Origin of the sequence: Rhodococcus artemisiae (genome assembly GCF_036327795.1) — a bacterium.
GTDB classification, from domain to species: domain Bacteria; phylum Actinomycetota; class Actinomycetes; order Mycobacteriales; family Mycobacteriaceae; genus Rhodococcus; species Rhodococcus artemisiae.
Map to the genome: position 1 here is coordinate 1 of NZ_JAUTXY010000009.1, position 15535 is coordinate 15535.

The following is a 15535-nucleotide window of genomic DNA, read 5'->3' on the forward strand; positions in this document are numbered from 1 at the left end:
GCGGGAGCGAGCGCCGCCTGCTGGTCGAAGATCGCCGCCCGGGCGGCGACCCTGGCCTCCGTATAGGAGATGGGTGGCTCGATCCGCCCGTACCGGCGCAGGTAGATGTCGGCGATGACCTCGATCGTGAGGTCGTCGACGTCCTCGACCACCGTGACGTGGGGTTCACGCTCGCCCGCGATACCGAGCTCGTCGAGCATCCGCTGGCAGAACCCGTGCGTCGTGGCGATGGTCGCGGCGTCGAAATCAGACAGGGCCTGCCGTAGGCGGGTACGACGGTTCTCGACGTCGTGAGCCGCCAGATACCGGATCAGTCGGTCGCTTCCGGCAGCGGCGGCCTGCGGATCGGCGAGGGCATCGACCACCTCGGCGAACCGAGCGCGAGTCCGTTCCCGAAGTTCCTGCGTGGCTGCACGGCTGAACGTGACGAGCAGTAGTTCGGACAGATCGGCGATGCCTTCGGCGACGTACCGGGTCGCGAGGCCCACGATCGCGTAGGTCTTCCCGGTCCCGGCGGACGCTTCGAGGACAGTCGTCCCCGCCGGAAGCTCCCCCAGGAGGTCGAAACCGGTCACGGCCGAGCCTCTTGTCTGTTCGGACACGATTCCACTCCCCATCACGGACGCCCCTGCTTCTCCGACGCCAGCAGCGGTTCCCACAACCGGCGGGACAGCACACCGAACCTGGTCGGGTCGTCGAACCAGGCGCGTTCGTCGGCGAGCGGTTCTGCTGCGGTGAGATCACCGAACCCGACGCCGCTGCCGTACAGGTACAGCACGTGGCGGTCCTTCCCGTCGCCGAACTTTCCACCGAACTCGTTTCCGGCGGAGTCGAGTGCCATGTCGACGGAGCCACCGCGGGCGCGCTGCTCTGCATACGCTGCGGCCGCCCCCGTCGTCATCGGCAGCACTGCACCCACACCTCGGTCGCGGAGATCGACGAGTTGCAGGAGCAGTTCGTGGGCGTTGTCGGGCGCGACCATCGTCGAACGCCACGCCGGCATCCGACCGCGGCCACGACCGGTGGTCACTGCCTGCCACCTCCCCTCATGGCCGGAAGCAGCAACGGCCAAGAGCTGGACCCACGCGGTGATCCGGTGCTTGGCAGCCAATTTCGAGAAGACGCTACGCGCGATCACGTTGCCGTGGACCCCACCGACCGTGCCGGTGAGGCGTCGTCCGTTGCCGAGATCGACCATCGTATCGACAGTGGTGGGCCGGTCACTGTGCACGGGCGCGCACGCGGAGACGAGGGTTTCGACGGCATGGGTGACGTCGTCGAGCGCGCTCTCACCGAGCGAATACGGCGGGAGCGTCCCGCGGCGCCACTCCGCAGCCCGGAAGTCTGCTGCGGAGACACCGCCGAGCCGGGATTCGAGCATCCGGTCGCCGAGGTTCCAGCGAGCCAAGGGGTCGAGATCGATGTCGAGCGCGTCGGCCGTGCCTTCGTCGAGTTCGGGAATCCGGATACCGAGCCGTTGCCGCAGAAATCCCTGAGCAGGATGCACGAGATACGACACGAGGTCGGCGAGGTCGAGATCGGCTCGCTGCTCGGACCGGGGCGAGTGGTTCGGTGACGGCGCGAGATGCACCTGTGCGAGGGCGGGGGTCGCTTCCACCGTGACCGGGTTCTGCGCCGCGCGGGCACCGGCGAGCGCCGTCTCGTCGAAACTGAAGGGCGCATCGGGCAGGAAGTTCCGAGCATCGAAAGGCTGCAGCGGGTGGTGGCGGACCACCGGATTCGCGTCGGCGTCTGCGACGCCGATCATCGCGGCGACCACGTCACGCACCTCGCTGAGTGGAATCGCGGGCGGCCGCGATGCCCCCGTGACCGGATCGGCGCCGGTGTAGAACAGCAGCACCTTCTCGCCCGCCGACATGATCGCGTCGAGCAACAACTGCCGGTCTTCGCTTCGAGGGTCGCGTTCGCCGACGAGGGGATTCTGGGTGAGCACGTCGTCACCGTCGATGTGGGCGCTGCGGGGAAAGACATCGTCGTCGAGTCCGAGCAGCACGACCACCCGATGCGGCACCGAGCGCATCGGCACCATGGTGCACACCGTGAGTTCGCCGGTGCGGAAGTTCGCCCGGGTGGGACGGCCGGCCAATCGACCGGCGAGCATCGCCCGCACATCGGCCAGTCGCAGCTCGGCATCTCCGCTGTGTTCGACGGCAGCACCGATCTCGCGATGTGCTTGCGCGCGTTGCCATGCGTCGGCGGCCGGAACATCCACCAGCAGGTCGAGGGCGTGTGTGAGCGCCTCCGCCCACTGCCCCGCGTCCTGGGGCCGACGCAGAACCCACAACGCCTTGTCGAGCCGATCGACGTATTCGGCGAATCGCCCTGCGAGGTCGATGTCGTTGCTCTCGACATCGTCGAGCGGCATCGCGAGCGCGAGCCATTCACTACCGGAACCGTCGGCGGTGACGCCGAGCAGGACCCGGTCCAGGGCCGTGCCGAAAGTGTTCTGCGGAAAGTCCGCGAGTCCGAACGCACTGCGCTGACGCTTACCCAGACCCCAGCGAGCACCCGATTCGGCGGTCCATTCCTGCAGGCGCTCGAGATCGTCGTCGTCGAACGAGAACATGCGCCTCACGGGTGCCGACGCGGCGAGGTCGAGTGCATCGCTCGCAGTGACCCGCGCATCCGCGAGTTCGAGGAGTGCCGCGACGACGGACAGCACGGGGTTGGTGCGGCGCAGTCCGCGATCGGCGAGCCGAACCCTCAGACCGTGACCCGGATGTCCACCGATGTCCTGGCCGAACGACGCGGCGACGAGTGGAGCGTAGGTGTCGACGTCCGGGCACATGACGATGACCTCGCGAGGCTCGAGCGTCGGATCGTCCTCGAAGAGGTGCAGGAGGCATTCACGCAGCACTTCGACCTGACGGGTCGGCCCGTGGCACGCGTGGATCTGCACTGTGCCGTCGGCCTGGGGAACCCCGCGTCGCTCCGCTCGCCCCGAAACCCCCCGTCGCTCCGCTCGCCCCGAAACCCCCCGTCGCTCCGCTCGCCCCTCGGCGGACGCCGTCTCCGGAGTGCGGTCGGCCCGGATGTCGGCCTGGATCCTGCCGAGCAGCGTGTCGGGGGGCGCGGGCACCTCGTGTTGTTCCTCGACCGCACCGAGCTCGGACAACCTGCCCTGCAGTTCGCGGACGTCGCGGGCAAGCGCGGCGAGAAGGGGATGGCCGACGAGATCGACGCTGCGATCGTCCGCGCGCCGTAAGACCGGCTCGCAGCCCGAGAGGTTGGCCCACATCCGAGGGCTGGCGTGCGGCAGCCACACGTGGACGTCCCGGCGGGCGCCCAGCGCAGCCAGCACCTCGAGTTGCACCCGACCCAGACGGGTCGGCCCGAACAGCGACAGCCGATCCGGCAGGTCGACGATGTCGGGCTCTGCGCGCAGCCGCTCGCACATCTTGTCGAGCCGCTGAGCGGGGCTGTCGACACCGATGCGGTCGCGCAGGCGGCGCCACAGTTCGGCCTGCCACCGCAGGTGCTCGTCGAGCGGGTCCCCGGTGCCGTCGGTGTCGTGCCCGGCAGCCCAGTCGGTGAGCATGTGTGGCCGTTGCTGCCCGTAGCTGTGCAGGAGGTCGCGGAGGTGTTCGGCGGTGGCGTAGCGACGTCCGGCCCGATGGTCGTCGGCGCCGTGGCCCAGGTGCCGCGTCAGCGCCGCGCACCACGGCATGCCGAGACTCTCGTCGATGACGTCGAGCAGCGCCCACAGCACTCGCGACGGATGCCAGGGATCGTCGTCGGCCGTGGTACCCGCGGCAGCGGACAACGCCTCGTCGACGAGACGGGAAGGCGAAGGGAAGGCGATGTTCGCGGCGATCCCGTCGCCGGCGACAGCACCGAGCACCGTGGACAGCCGCTGCGTGAGCCACCGCTCGACACCGCGAGCCGGTACCGCAACGACTTCGCGAGCGAACGGGTCGGCGGGTGGGTCGGACAGAAGCTCGGCGAGTGCATCGGCCAGAGTATCGGTGCGCTCGGCACGATGCAGTCTGAGCACGCGTGGGCCCCCTCATGGGTCGTTCGATCCGTCGGCTACGGCTTACCACACCGAGCCGACAATCGCCGACCTGCGCATGTCCGAACGCTCGTCAGAGCTGCGTTGACTTCTTCAGAGCTGCGTGGACTTCTTCAGGGCTAGGGGCTTCGCGCCGAACACCGCGACGACACGGCTGCCCGACACTGCCACCACATCTCCGGCCTGCAGCCGCTTCCGTGGATTCCGCACAGCAAGATGATTGACGCACACGGCGCCTTCCATGAGGAGCGCCGCGGCCTCACCTCCGGAGGTGGCCAAGCCACTTTCCTGGAGGAAACCGAACAGCGAGTCGGGCACGAGTGCCTGCATGTACTCGATGGTCGCGGGGTAATGCATCAACACGGTCACCGCCCGGTGATGATCAGATGAACTCGCAACGAACTGGGCTCAGCCGGGCAGGAGCGGATCGAGACGGGTGTTCTGGAACGAGCGGATCAGCCATTGCCCATCCGTCTTCAGCGCGACGTTCGTATTACGCGACAAGGCCTCGTCGCTGCACTCCGTCTCGCCGTTCCAGAGAACGCACCCGGTGCGGATGATGATCGCCATGTCCGGGCGGGGGAAGGCGATGTTCTCGGAGACTTCCTTCAGTTCGGTGCCGCCGACATAGGTGTCGAAGTAGTACTGCATGCCCGACGCGATCTCGTCGTGACCGTGCAGCACGTCGCCGCTGAAGGTCACCACATCTGCGTCGTGCGTGTGGATCGCGGCGTACGCGTCGCCGTCGCCGTTCCTCCACGCTTCGTGCTGACGCACGCGCAACTGTTCGATCGCTTCGAGATCCGACGCGAGTTGTTCCGCTGCCGATGGCGGTACGGCGCTTGCCGTTGCAGCGCCACCGAGAAGCATCGCCACACCGATCACGCATGCAGACACTGCGTTTCGCCTTCTCGACATCGCGAACTCCTTCGACTTCTAGGTATTCTCGATGTCGATTGTGCGCTGCGCGACCCCCTGGGGGCATCCGGGACAATACCCATTTCTGCCCCCAGATCATGCCATCCGGGAACCACCTCCCCCGGGAATCTCGAACAGCGGGAGCTGATCACGCAGTGCCAACGCCGTGAATTCCGCGTGGTACCGCTCGCCGAGTTCGCGCGCCACGTGTGCGGGGCATCCGAGCTCGGCGCCGATCTGATCCCAGGTGCGACCGGCTTCGCGTTGCTCCCATGCGAAGCCGCCATCGTCATCCCACGGTGCCGACATGACCCGATACTGCTCCCGCTGCGCGCCACCTGCAACGACCGACAACGGCGTGTCGCATACCACAACCGATTGACGTCCTCCCGGCCGTGAACGACCAGGATTCCTCCCGCGACGCTGCGCGCCGCTCCGGTGGGTTCCTGTTTCACAGGGACTTACCTCCCGCTACGCGGCAGGATTTACGGTCCCTCCGCAGGCGTTTAACCACTCGGCCCGTCCGGCCGCGTGGATGTTCTTCGCGGCGTTGAGGTCGCGGTCGTGGACCGCCCCGCACGCCGCGCACTGCCACTCCCGGATCGAGAGCGGTTTCGGACCGTCCTTCTTCCCACACGCCGAGCACAGCTGGCTCGACGGGTAGAAGCGGTCCACCTTGACGAAGGTGCGCCCGTACCGGGTGGCTTTCTCCTCGAGCAGCCGGGTGAACATCGCCCACCCGGCATCGTGGACGGACTTCGCCAACCTGGTTCGCGCGAGCCCGGTGACACACAAGTCCTCGACGAACACCGCTTGGTTCTCGCGGATGATCGCCGTGGACTGCTTGTGTGCCCAGTCCTTGCGGGCATCGGCCACCTTGGCGTGGGCCTGGGCGACACGGATGCGCGCCTTGACCCTGTTCTTCGATCCCTTCTGTTTGCGGGACAGACTCTGCTGCGCCTTGCGGAGCGTGCGTTCGGCGCGGCGGAAAAACTTCGGGGACTCGATGACCTTCCCGTCCGAGAGCACCGCGAACGTCGTCAAACCCAGGTCGATCCCCACCTCCGCATCGCACTGCGGCAACGGATCGTCGGTCGTCTCGACGACAAAACTCGCGAAGTACCGGCCCGCCGCGTCCTTGATGATAGACACGCTCGACGGCTCCGACGGCAACTCCCGCGACCACGCCACCTTCAGTTCGCCCACCTTGGCGATATACAACTTCCCGTTCGAACGCAGCGAGAACCCGTTGCGGGTGAGCCGGATCGCCTGCCGGTTGTCTTTGCGGGATCGGAACCGCGGCGCCCCGACCTTGCGGCCCTTCCGCTTCCCGGACAGTGAGTCGAACCAGTTCCGGTACGCGCGCCGCGCGTCCTGACATGCCTGCACCAACACCACCGACGCGACCTCGGCCAGCCACGCCCGCTGCGGGGTCTTCTTCGCCTCGGTGACGACCTGTTTCTGCACCTCGGTGTCCGAGATTTTCACCCCGGCCGCGTACGCGTCCTGCCGTGCGCGCAGCGCATCGTTGAACACCACCCGTGCGCACCCGAACGACCGGGCCAGCATGTCCCGCTGCCCGGGCGTCGGATAGACGCGGTACTGGTATCGAAGCTGCACAGCGAGATCATAGCCACGACCACCGACATGATTGATGTGCTGTCCCGGCCCTGAAGGACCAGGCTTGCGCGCTACGTTCTCCGGTCAGCTTCCCCCGGGGCGAATCAGAGCCGCGACCGACCCCGCGCGTCTGCCCATACCCACCGCAGCGGCGATCGACCGGCCGAGAGTGTTCGACATCCCCCTCTTCGGCAACCTCGACAGCATGGGCGCCAACGCGTGCAGGTTCTCGAACCCCCTGGCTGTCACAGCTTCCGAGCAGGAATCCGAGACCCTGACAGCCACAAGCTGATGCGTATCCAGTGCGCTGTGCCCCATCCCCGCGACGGGGACTAGGACCGCCCCGGGAACGAGATCCACGATGCGTTCGGCGACGGGACGCGGCGTGCGCAGGTCGCGTTCCCCTGACAGCACCGCCGTGGGCCAGGTGAACTCGACGATCCGGGAGGGAAGGTCGAACGGTTCGGCGACGAACGGCGGATGTGGTCCTGCCGCAGCGAAGATCGACTGCGGATCGAGCGGTTCACCATCGACCGGCAGGCCGAACCCCAGTTCGCGGTACATGATGCCTCGCACGAGATCTGTTTCCGCGTAATAGGGCACACCCGCCCCGCCGACCTCTGATCGACCGAGCCGGCTCACTGTGTGCCATGTTCGACGCAATCGTCCGCGAGCGCGTTCGCTCGAGAGAGCACACAGCACATCGGGTCCGGCGAATTCGTAGGTGATCTGGACGATTTCGCTGATCTCGTCTTGCGGAAGGCCGGCATCGATCGCCTCCCGGACCGCAGCGGCGACCCGTGCGAGCCCCGGGTCGGAGCCTTCCAGAAACAGTCGTCGACGGTGCGCACGCACCATCTCGAGATCCTGCTCGACGGACAACATCGGAGAATCCAGGATCATCCCCGCGACACGCGCCGGGTGTCGCACCCCGAATCCCTGAGCCAGGTAGGTCCCGTAGGACGACCCGTAGACGACTGCGCGCGGCACGCCTGCGTGATCAAGGATTGCAGCGATATCGTCGACGACGCGCTCGATCGTGACCGCCTCGCCCGGCAGGTCGTGTCCATGTTCGTCCCGGCGGGACAAGCCGACGCCGCGATGTTCCATCATGATCACGTCGAGTCCGTCGCGAGCCGCGAGCGCGCGAATCCGCCGGTAGGGCACCGCCGACGCCAGTCCGGGCCCACCGGGAAGGATCAGGACCGGGACCCGGCCCCGAGGACCTGTGCGGACGTAGGTGAGGCGAAAACGGGTATCGGTACCGACACCGACGGGTCGGTCCACCCGATGCCCGTCCCGTTGTGCGATGCGGTGCGCGGCCCGCTCCGGTCCTGCTCGTCGAGCGTAAGAAGACGGCTCGGTGGTTCGTGATCGAAATCCCATGCCACCCCAACATACGGACAAGTGGGGCCGCCGGAACGGCCCCACCTCGTCACCCTGCGGCGAGCCAGTCGTTAAGTTCCTTCCGGTCTGCGTTGACGATGCTCTCGACCATCTGGACGACAAGACCCTCGACCTGACCGCCGATGACCGGAATCTTCACGGCGACTTCACCGGTGACCTCGACGACCGAACCACCCGATGCAGACGGACGCAGCTCGGAGCGCCCTTCGATCGAGACCGGCAGGCTCGACGAACCGCCGGTCATCGCGCCCTGTGCACGGTCGCCGTCGAGTGCACTCCACTCGTCTGCCCGATTCATCTCCAACGGGCCGCGAAGAATGCCACGAACCACGGCGGGTAGACCTGCCGGATCCATCCGCCCACTGATTTCGACACGAATCGTTCCCGGGCCGTCAGGAGCGGACACGGCGATCGAACTGCCTTCGGCGTCGGCTCCGCCGCGGCTCTTCCAGTAGTCCTCGCTGGTCAGGGCAGCGTGCACCGCGTCAACGCCGTGCTCGAACTCGGTGGTGAAGGTAAATGCTTTCGACATGGCCGGAAGAATAGCCCGCCCACATCACAGCTCCGCCACGGGATCACCGCTTCGATCCCGGCCCACGTGACGCTCGCTCACCTTATCCCGAGAACCTCACAACAAGGCGGCGAGGACGGGTGCGCCGACACCGATCGCCGCGGCCGCCGCGACCCCCAGGAGCGGAGATCCTGCAACGAAGGCCACTGCAAGGCCACCGAGTACGACCATGATCACCAGAAGCACGACGCCTGCCGTTTTGCTCTCGGTCAGAGCCTGGTCCCGACTCGCGGTATCGATCCGTACGGGTGTTGCAGTCGCCATCGCTTCATCCCTGCTTTCGACTCATTCGACCGAGGGTTCGAGGCATCGTGTTCCCCTTCGTGGCGCCGTCCAAACACGCGCGACCGGGTTCTACCCGGCCGACCGGACCGCTTCCTCGCCGGGAGCAGTGAGCGTAAGTTCGGCGAGTTCATCGAGGGATAATGCGAGGACCTGCGCCAACGCGGCAACCGTCGCAAATGCGGGTGTTGCCATGCGGCCGGCTTCGATCTTGCGGAGAGTTTCGGGGGAGATCCCCGCCTCACCAGCGACCTCGGCGAGCGTGCGCGCGCCGCGCGCCGCGCGAAGACGGCCGCCGAGGCGCCGACCGGCGGCGAGCTGTTCCGGGGTGAGCGGGAGACGAACCATACGCATGATCCTACACTGACGTGGTATTAAAATACCGGTATCGTTGTTTACTACACCCGAAGGACTGCTGATGCTCGAGCTCAAAACACCCGGAGAAGTTGCTTCCATGCGCGTCACCGGCGCATTCATCGCCGACCTGCTCATCGACCTCTCGAACAGGGCAGAGCCCGGCGTGAACCTCCTCGATCTCGAGGAGCGTGCCCGCGATCTCATCACGGAGCGCGGCGCGGTGTCCTGCTACTGGGATTACTCTCCCTCTTTCGGGCGCGGCCCGTTCCGCAATGTCATCTGCTTGTCCGTCAACGACGCCGTGCTGCACGGGCTCCCCCACGACTACACGTTGCGCGACGGCGATCTTCTGAGCATGGACATCGCAGTCTCGATAGGCGGCTGGGTCGCCGATTCGGCACGAAGCATCGTCGTCGGGACGCCGAGGGCCGAAGACCTACGGTTGATCGACGCGACGCGGCACGCGCTCGACGCAGGTATTGCGGCCGCGCTGCCGGGCAACAGGCTGGGTGACATCTCCGCGGCCATCGGCGCGGTCGCGGCCGAATACGGTTACCCGGTCAACACCGAGTTCGGTGGACACGGCCTGGGGCGCACCATGCACGAGGATCCCCACGTCTCGAACACAGGCCGAGCAGGACGAGGCCTGGTACTGCGGCCCGGACTCACCCTTGCCCTCGAACCGTGGTTCGCGGCGGGAACCGACAAGATCGTGTACGACCCCGACGGTTGGACCATCCGTTCAGCGGACGGATCACGCACCGCGCACAGCGAACACACCATCGCGGTCACCGACGACGTCGCGCAGGTCCTGACTCTTCCCGCCGCCTGACTGCTATGCAGTCACCTTCCGAACGAAGGTGATCGTGCGGTCGAGTGCATCGCGGGCGTCCTGAAGTGAGAGGTCGAACTGGTACTCGTGCCCCAGTTCGGGCTCGTGATCGTCCGGGTAGAACACCTCGTCCACCGTGACACCCAGCTCGGACAGCTTCGCCGCCAGCGGTTTCGACTGCTTGTCGGTGAGCGGATCGGCGTTCCCGCCGTTGATGAACGCCGCCGGGAAGTTCTCCGTGACGACGAACAGGCTCGACATCTGCCGTGCGGCTTCCGACGCCGCGAAGTCACGGTCGCCGGTGTAGGCCCACAACGCCTGCTGGACTCCCCAACCGACCAGTCCGCCCGCGCCGTCCATGGCCGGCACGTTGTAGATACCGCAGTTGAGCACGACACCACGAAGTGCTTCCGCAGACAGCGCCGGTTCCAGCCCGAGGTCGCGGGCAACATCCGGACCGGTGATCGCCGCGGCGAGCTGCGCCGACAACTGAGCGCCCGCGGAGTCACCGGCGAGCACGATCCGGTCCGGGTCGATATGGAGCTCCTCGGCGTGCGCGAGCAGGTATGCGTGCGCATCGTCGAGTTGGTGGACCGGTGTCGGATAGCGGTGTTCCGGAGCGAGCGAGTAACCGAGGGACACCACGGTGAATCCGGCATCGGCCAGCCGGCGGTAGTACCCGGCGTAGTTCGTGCGGTTACCCGAGATCCATGCGCCGCCGTGCGTCCACACGATGGTAGGTAGTGCATCCGTCGTCCCGGGCGGCGTGTACACGTCGAGGTAAGCGTCGGGATCGCCGTCGCGGTATGCGATGTCGGCGACGAGATCCGTCGTCGGCGCTCCCTCCTCGAGGTTCGCCGTCGTCTCCTCGGCACCGCGCTCGAACACCGCCCGCACTACGAGCGCACCGGGAGTCGGGCTCAGCACGAACGCCGCGACCGTGATCACCAGCACCAACGCGAGGACGACCACTGTCCACCTCAGAACGTGCCGTCGCGGACGTCGAGCCGCAGTTCGCTCGGCTGCCATCGCAGTCTCCTGCCCCGAATGTGACCCCACGAGCAGGAGTCGCGCATCAACCGATCATTGCAGGAGAACTGCTCGGGCGCCGGACATACACGTCGGGATGATATCGACAGGTCGCAGTTTCTCCACAGTCAGATCAGGGACGTCCACCTACCACGGATCGCTCGAATGCCAACGCCGTGACGGCAGCACCGGAGGGCGACGTCCCCGTGCGCGCATCGCCTCTACGCTCGAAACCTGCCGCTTCCAGCACACGACGCGAAGCCTCGTTCTCCGGAACCGTTCGGGCATCCAGCACGGACAGCCCCGCTTCTGCCGCGACTCGAACGATTGCAGCCAACGACTTGCGCGCCACACCGCGACCGCGCGCCAATGGTGCCAACCAGAACCCGACCTCGGCTCGCTCGCCACGAACATCGAACAACACGATGCTGCCGAGCAAGTCGTCGGAGGAGCGATCCGCGATCGCGAGGACGGCCAGAGAACCGTCCTCCAGTCCATCCGCGATGACCCCGTCGATCTGCTCCTCCACGATCGCGGGGGTGTAGTCGGACAATGGCAGATGCCCGTACAGGCGAACGTCCTCGTCTTCCGTGCCTGCCGCGAACGCACGCGCATCCCCGTGTTGCAACATTCGAATCCGAACGTCGTCCTCGACGCATGGGATTGCAGCCGCTATCTTCACGAACACTCCCCTTTCATCTCTGCCGCTCCTCCGATGCCTGAATCCGGCTGCTCTCTCGCACTGCCTCCTCGAGGATCCGCAGCGCTTTCGGACCCACACCGTGGAGCGCTGCGAGCTCGGCCTTCGGGCGGGCTGCGACGTCGTCGAGCGTCACCACTCCGGCACTGAGCAGGGCCTGTGTCGCGGGCTTCCCGATGGATGTGGGCAGGTCGCTGTGGGACGGCAATGTTCCCGAGTCGGCTTCGGCCAACGCGGCAGCCAGCCTTTTCGGGGCCCGGAAGATCCACGCCTGACGCACCAACCCGTTGAGATCCTGCCCGTTGATGTCTGCGAGCGGGATCCGAAATCCGATCACGGCGCCCCGCTGTACGAGCTGCTCGCCGGACGGATGACGTTCCAGCGCATCGACAATCACCTCCTCGGACAGCCGGAGCTGGACGACGCCGCCGTCGGCGATCGAGACGAAGACCTTGCCCCGCACCGAAAACGTGATCGTTCCAGACCGTGCCCCCTCCTCCACCTCGGGGAGGTAGAGCGCTGCCTTTCGCACCTGTCGCGCTGTGGTCATGCGTCCGATGCTAGGGCTATCGGTCGCAGAGCGCGCCGATCCAGAGCGCGATCGCCCGCTGCACCGATTGCCGATGGTCGGCGAACCGGGTGCCGGCGGCGAGTGCCCGCGACCCGTAGGTGAGATCGAATACCACTCCTTCGAGCAGAGTGATCAGGTCGCGCGCTGCGCCGTCCGGATCCCCGGCCCCCAGTGAGTCCATCAGAGCAGTTGCGGCGGGACGAGAAAAGAGACACGCCGCCAGCGCTGCACGCAATTCTTCGTTGCCGGATGCATCGACCGCCAACGAGTACCTGGCGAGAACGTCTCGGCGCCGGTCCACGATCAGTGTGTCGAGTTGGTCGGTGATCAGTGCACTGGCCTCCTCGACCGACCGGGGCGGCGCTGCGGGCAACGCGGCACAGAAGGATTCGCTCGAACGCCGTGTCAGGTGGGCGATCGCGGCGGAGACCAAGGAGTGGCGGGTTCGGTAGTAGTACGAAGTGGAACCGGGCGCGAGTTCGAGCCGGGTGTCGATACCCCGGTGTGTGAGTGCGTGATTTCCGCCCTCTGCGACGAGATCCAGGGCAGCGTCACAGATGAGATCGCGGCGCGAGGAGCGGTGAGGCATGTCTCCATCCTTCCACGCTCTACGATAGTAGAGTATCGGTTATGGGATGGCTCCGCCGGACAGCCCGAACAGCCCGACCTCACGGGGTAGGGCCTGAGGCATTCGATTCCGCCGCACAGAAACTCGGAATCACCCTGGATGCAGCGCAGCGACAGGCCGCACTCGAACTCGCGACCACCGAGGGCGGCGTGTATCTGTGGGGACCGGTCGGACGCGGTAAGAGTCGGCTGATGTCGATCTATTCCGATGCACTGCCCACCCACCGCAAGCGTCGGGTCCACTTCCACGAGTTCTTCCGCAGCCTGCACCCCGCCATCCGACGCCACCGAAACAACCTCGCCGCCGCTCTGGACGAACTGCTCGACGGAGCGGATGTGGTGTGCTTCGACGAATTCCACGTCCACGATCCTGCCGACGGCAAGTTCCTCTCGCGCCTGCTCCCCGCACTCCTGAGCCACGGCGTCACAGTCGTCCTGACGTCGAACTATCCACCGCGGTCTCTCATGCCGAATCCGTTGTTCCACGACGGTTTCGTGCCGACCATCGAATTGATCGAACAGCATCTGACAGTCGTGGCGCTCGACGGTCCCGTCGACTACCGCACCGTCTCGAGTCACGACACCGGGTTTGCAGCCGGCTCGTGGATCGCACCGGCCTCCGCACATCCGCACCCCCAATCGGACGAAGCGGTGACAATTGCACCGGCCGGCCATCCCATCCGTCTGCGGCGCGGTGCCGGCGGCGCACTCTGGATCGGCTTCTCCGACCTGTGCGTCGACACCACCGCGCCGTCGGACTATCTCGCCCTGGCCGAGGAGTTCGGACATTGGGTCATCAGCGAGATCCCCGACCTACGCGCCGCGGGCCGGGAACCGTCTCAACGCTTCGCGAACGTCGTCGACGTTCTCTACGACCGCGACATCACCACCACGTTCATCTCGGCAGTCCCACTGAGCGAATTCACCGACGGTGCGCTACTCCCCCACGACATCGAGCGAGTCATGAGCCGACTCGCCACGCTGCCGACAGTGGCCGAGCAGCGATCCGATACGTAAGCTCACAGTCAGCACTTACCACAGTCCTACCCAACAGAGGACGGTGATCCACTGTGCGCAAAGCGGCGCGCTGGGCAATCCCCGTATCCACCTGTCTGATCCTGGCAAGCTGCACCGCGGACAACGGTTCTCCTCCCGGCCCGGTCGAAGACCGCCTTCAGGACCAGGCGTCCCAGTACCTGTCGCGCCCCGATCTGGCCCCACCGATCGTCGACGTACTGACGACACCGACAGACTCGGACGGGCTCGTGTTCCTGACCCCGCGGATCCACGATCAGGGCGAGGACGGCCCGGACACCGGACTGTTGATCGTGGATCGCGCGGGCAACCCGCTGTGGGCGATGCCTCACGAGGATCCGAATGGCGACACGTACGTCAACGACATCGACGTGCAGACCTACCGTGGAGAACCCGTGCTCACATTCTGGGAGGGGACATCGCCCGGCATCGGCTGGGGCGAAGGCACTTATCGGATCCTCGACTCGTCGTACCGGCACATTGCATCTGTCGGTGCGGGAAACGGATATGCGGCCGATTTCCACGATCTGGTGATCACACCGCGCGACACCGCGTTGCTCACCTCGTACGCCCGAGAACGCCGCGGGCGACCATTCCTGTCGGCGATCGTCCAGGAGATCGATATCAGCACTGGTGCTGTACTTTTCGAGTGGAACAGTCTCGACCATATCGATCCGTCCGAATCGATGGTGCCCGAACCGGACGACCCGGAAGAGCACTACGACTACTTCCACATCAACTCCGTCGACGAGGACATCGACGGAAACCTGCTGCTGTCCGCTAGACACACCCACGCGCTGTACAAGATCGACCGGGATACAGGTGACGTGCTGTGGCGCCTGGGCGGCCCGCACAGTGATTTCGCACTCGACGACGATTCCCGATTCGCGTGGCAGCACGATGCCCGCTGGCTCCCGGACGGGCGGATCAGTCTGCTCGACAATGTGTCGGACGACGAGAATGCCGGAAGACCCTCCCGAGCGCTCATCCTCGAACTCGACGAACAGAACCGCTCTGCTCGGACCATCCGAGCATTCGAGAACCCCGACCCGGTCACCAGCGCCACGCAGGCGAACCATCAGGTGCTACCCAACGGCCACAGCTTCGTGGGCTGGGGCTCGGTTCCGACAGCCACCGAATTCGGCGCGGACGGGTCGGTTCTGTGGCACGCATCCCTACCCGAAGGCATGTACTCGTACCGCGCGCACCTGTTCGATTGGACCGCAACACCGGCCGAGCCGCCGTCGGTCGTTGCCCACCGGGACGACTCCACGGAATCCGGACCGATCGAGGTCGCGATGAGCTGGAACGGCGCCACCGAGGTTGCCGCGTGGCGCATCAGCTCCGGACCGGAATCGGACGGCCCTACCCGTGTCACCGACGTGGCCGCAACAGGTTTCGAGACAGTTGCCACCATCCCCGGCGACTCGGACTCCACCGATTCCGCGTCCCCGACATTCGTCACCGTAGAGGCGCTCGACGAAGCAGGTGTGGCCCTGGGCGCTTCCGAGACCGTCGAAGCGTTGGATGCGCGTTGATGCGCGCCCGGCGAT

Annotated in this window: 17 protein-coding genes; 3 read left to right on the forward strand and 14 right to left on the reverse strand. The window is 66.2% G+C overall.

The annotated features are described in order from the left end of the window. The 10 genes from Q7514_RS18655 to Q7514_RS18700 form a co-directional block, all read right to left on the reverse strand. Nucleotides 1-602, reverse strand: a 602-nt coding sequence (locus Q7514_RS18655; protein ID WP_408016131.1) for a UvrD-helicase domain-containing protein, incomplete at its 3' end; no start/stop codon positions are given. A 14-nt stretch (nt 603-616) separates the two neighbouring features. Beyond that, complete coding sequence (gene recC, locus Q7514_RS18660) at nt 617-4015, reverse strand: exodeoxyribonuclease V subunit gamma (RefSeq protein WP_330134770.1); 3399 nt, start codon at nt 4013-4015, stop codon at nt 617-619. 111 nt (nt 4016-4126) lie between these two features. Continuing rightward, nucleotides 4127-4402, reverse strand: a complete 276-nt coding sequence (locus Q7514_RS18665; protein WP_330134771.1) for an RNA-binding S4 domain-containing protein — start codon at nt 4400-4402, stop codon at nt 4127-4129. Between the two features lie 39 nt (nt 4403-4441). Then, nucleotides 4442-4951 (reverse strand): SgcJ/EcaC family oxidoreductase, encoded by a 510-nt coding sequence (locus Q7514_RS18670; protein ID WP_330134772.1) that lies wholly within the window; start codon nt 4949-4951, stop codon nt 4442-4444. Between the two features lie 96 nt (nt 4952-5047). Beyond that, nucleotides 5048-5260 (reverse strand): hypothetical protein, encoded by a 213-nt coding sequence (locus tag Q7514_RS18675; protein ID WP_330134773.1) that lies wholly within the window; start codon nt 5258-5260, stop codon nt 5048-5050. 162 nt (nt 5261-5422) lie between these two features. Next, entirely contained in the window at nt 5423-6571 is a 1149-nt protein-coding gene (locus tag Q7514_RS18680; protein ID WP_330134774.1) for an RNA-guided endonuclease InsQ/TnpB family protein, read from the reverse strand. Between the two features lie 84 nt (nt 6572-6655). Next, entirely contained in the window at nt 6656-7858 is a 1203-nt protein-coding gene (locus Q7514_RS18685; protein ID WP_330134775.1) for an alpha/beta fold hydrolase, read from the reverse strand. A gap of 148 nt (nt 7859-8006) precedes the next feature. Beyond that, entirely contained in the window at nt 8007-8510 is a 504-nt protein-coding gene (locus tag Q7514_RS18690; RefSeq protein ID WP_330134776.1) for a DUF2505 domain-containing protein, read from the reverse strand. Nucleotides 8511-8606: 96 nt separating this feature from the next. After that, the gene (locus Q7514_RS18695) at nt 8607-8813 is read right to left on the reverse strand and encodes a hypothetical protein (RefSeq protein ID WP_330134777.1); all 207 of its coding nucleotides are present in this window, start codon (nt 8811-8813) and stop codon (nt 8607-8609) included. 90 nt (nt 8814-8903) lie between these two features. Continuing rightward, nucleotides 8904-9179, reverse strand: a complete 276-nt coding sequence (locus tag Q7514_RS18700) for a helix-turn-helix domain-containing protein (RefSeq protein ID WP_330134778.1) — start codon at nt 9177-9179, stop codon at nt 8904-8906. A gap of 70 nt (nt 9180-9249) precedes the next feature. On the opposite strand from Q7514_RS18700, the gene map reads away from it, so the two are divergent. Continuing rightward, entirely contained in the window at nt 9250-10020 is a 771-nt protein-coding gene (map, locus tag Q7514_RS18705; RefSeq protein WP_330134779.1) for a type I methionyl aminopeptidase, read from the forward strand. A 3-nt stretch (nt 10021-10023) separates the two neighbouring features. Here the strand turns inward: map and Q7514_RS18710 are convergent, their stop codons facing one another. The 4 genes from Q7514_RS18710 to Q7514_RS18725 all read right to left on the reverse strand — a co-directional run bounded on the left by Q7514_RS18710 (nt 10024) and on the right by Q7514_RS18725 (nt 12909). Continuing rightward, complete coding sequence (locus Q7514_RS18710) at nt 10024-11049, reverse strand: alpha/beta hydrolase (protein WP_330134780.1); 1026 nt, start codon at nt 11047-11049, stop codon at nt 10024-10026. A gap of 133 nt (nt 11050-11182) precedes the next feature. Continuing rightward, nucleotides 11183-11680, reverse strand: a complete 498-nt coding sequence (locus Q7514_RS18715; RefSeq protein ID WP_330134781.1) for a GNAT family N-acetyltransferase — start codon at nt 11678-11680, stop codon at nt 11183-11185. Between the two features lie 64 nt (nt 11681-11744). Beyond that, the gene (locus Q7514_RS18720) at nt 11745-12299 is read right to left on the reverse strand and encodes a hypothetical protein (RefSeq protein WP_330134782.1); all 555 of its coding nucleotides are present in this window, start codon (nt 12297-12299) and stop codon (nt 11745-11747) included. A gap of 16 nt (nt 12300-12315) precedes the next feature. Continuing rightward, complete coding sequence (locus tag Q7514_RS18725; RefSeq protein WP_330134783.1) at nt 12316-12909, reverse strand: TetR/AcrR family transcriptional regulator; 594 nt, start codon at nt 12907-12909, stop codon at nt 12316-12318. 41 nt (nt 12910-12950) lie between these two features. Here Q7514_RS18725 and zapE point away from each other — a divergent pair, with 41 nt between their 5' ends. Beyond that, nucleotides 12951-13964 carry a cell division protein ZapE gene (gene zapE / locus Q7514_RS18730; RefSeq protein WP_330134784.1) on the forward strand — a complete coding sequence of 338 codons (1014 nt, stop codon included), beginning with the start codon at nt 12951-12953 and terminating at the stop codon, nt 13962-13964. A 53-nt stretch (nt 13965-14017) separates the two neighbouring features. Further along, the gene (locus tag Q7514_RS18735; protein ID WP_330134785.1) at nt 14018-15520 is read left to right on the forward strand and encodes an arylsulfotransferase family protein; all 1503 of its coding nucleotides are present in this window, start codon (nt 14018-14020) and stop codon (nt 15518-15520) included. Nucleotides 15521-15535: the final 15 nt, after the last annotated feature.

What these genes read in the sequence shown, in the direction of transcription:
- Q7514_RS18670 (WP_330134772.1), bottom strand. Translation starts at nt 4,951, where the DNA reads ATGTCGAGAAGGCGAAACGCAGTGTCTGCATGCGTGATCGGTGTGGCG.
- Q7514_RS18675 (WP_330134773.1), bottom strand. Translation starts at nt 5,260, where the DNA reads ATGTCGGCACCGTGGGATGACGATGGCGGCTTCGCATGGGAGCAACGC.
- Q7514_RS18690 (WP_330134776.1), bottom strand. Translation starts at nt 8,510, where the DNA reads ATGTCGAAAGCATTTACCTTCACCACCGAGTTCGAGCACGGCGTTGAC.
- Q7514_RS18695 (WP_330134777.1), bottom strand. Translation starts at nt 8,813, where the DNA reads ATGGCGACTGCAACACCCGTACGGATCGATACCGCGAGTCGGGACCAG.
- Q7514_RS18700 (WP_330134778.1), bottom strand. Translation starts at nt 9,179, where the DNA reads ATGGTTCGTCTCCCGCTCACCCCGGAACAGCTCGCCGCCGGTCGGCGC.
- map (WP_330134779.1), top strand. Translation starts at nt 9,250, where the DNA reads ATGCTCGAGCTCAAAACACCCGGAGAAGTTGCTTCCATGCGCGTCACC.
- Q7514_RS18710 (WP_330134780.1), bottom strand. Translation starts at nt 11,049, where the DNA reads ATGGCAGCCGAGCGAACTGCGGCTCGACGTCCGCGACGGCACGTTCTG.
- Q7514_RS18715 (WP_330134781.1), bottom strand. Translation starts at nt 11,680, where the DNA reads ATGTTGCAACACGGGGATGCGCGTGCGTTCGCGGCAGGCACGGAAGAC.
- Q7514_RS18720 (WP_330134782.1), bottom strand. Translation starts at nt 12,299, where the DNA reads ATGACCACAGCGCGACAGGTGCGAAAGGCAGCGCTCTACCTCCCCGAG.
- Q7514_RS18725 (WP_330134783.1), bottom strand. Translation starts at nt 12,909, where the DNA reads ATGCCTCACCGCTCCTCGCGCCGCGATCTCATCTGTGACGCTGCCCTG.
- zapE (WP_330134784.1), top strand. Translation starts at nt 12,951, where the DNA reads ATGGGATGGCTCCGCCGGACAGCCCGAACAGCCCGACCTCACGGGGTA.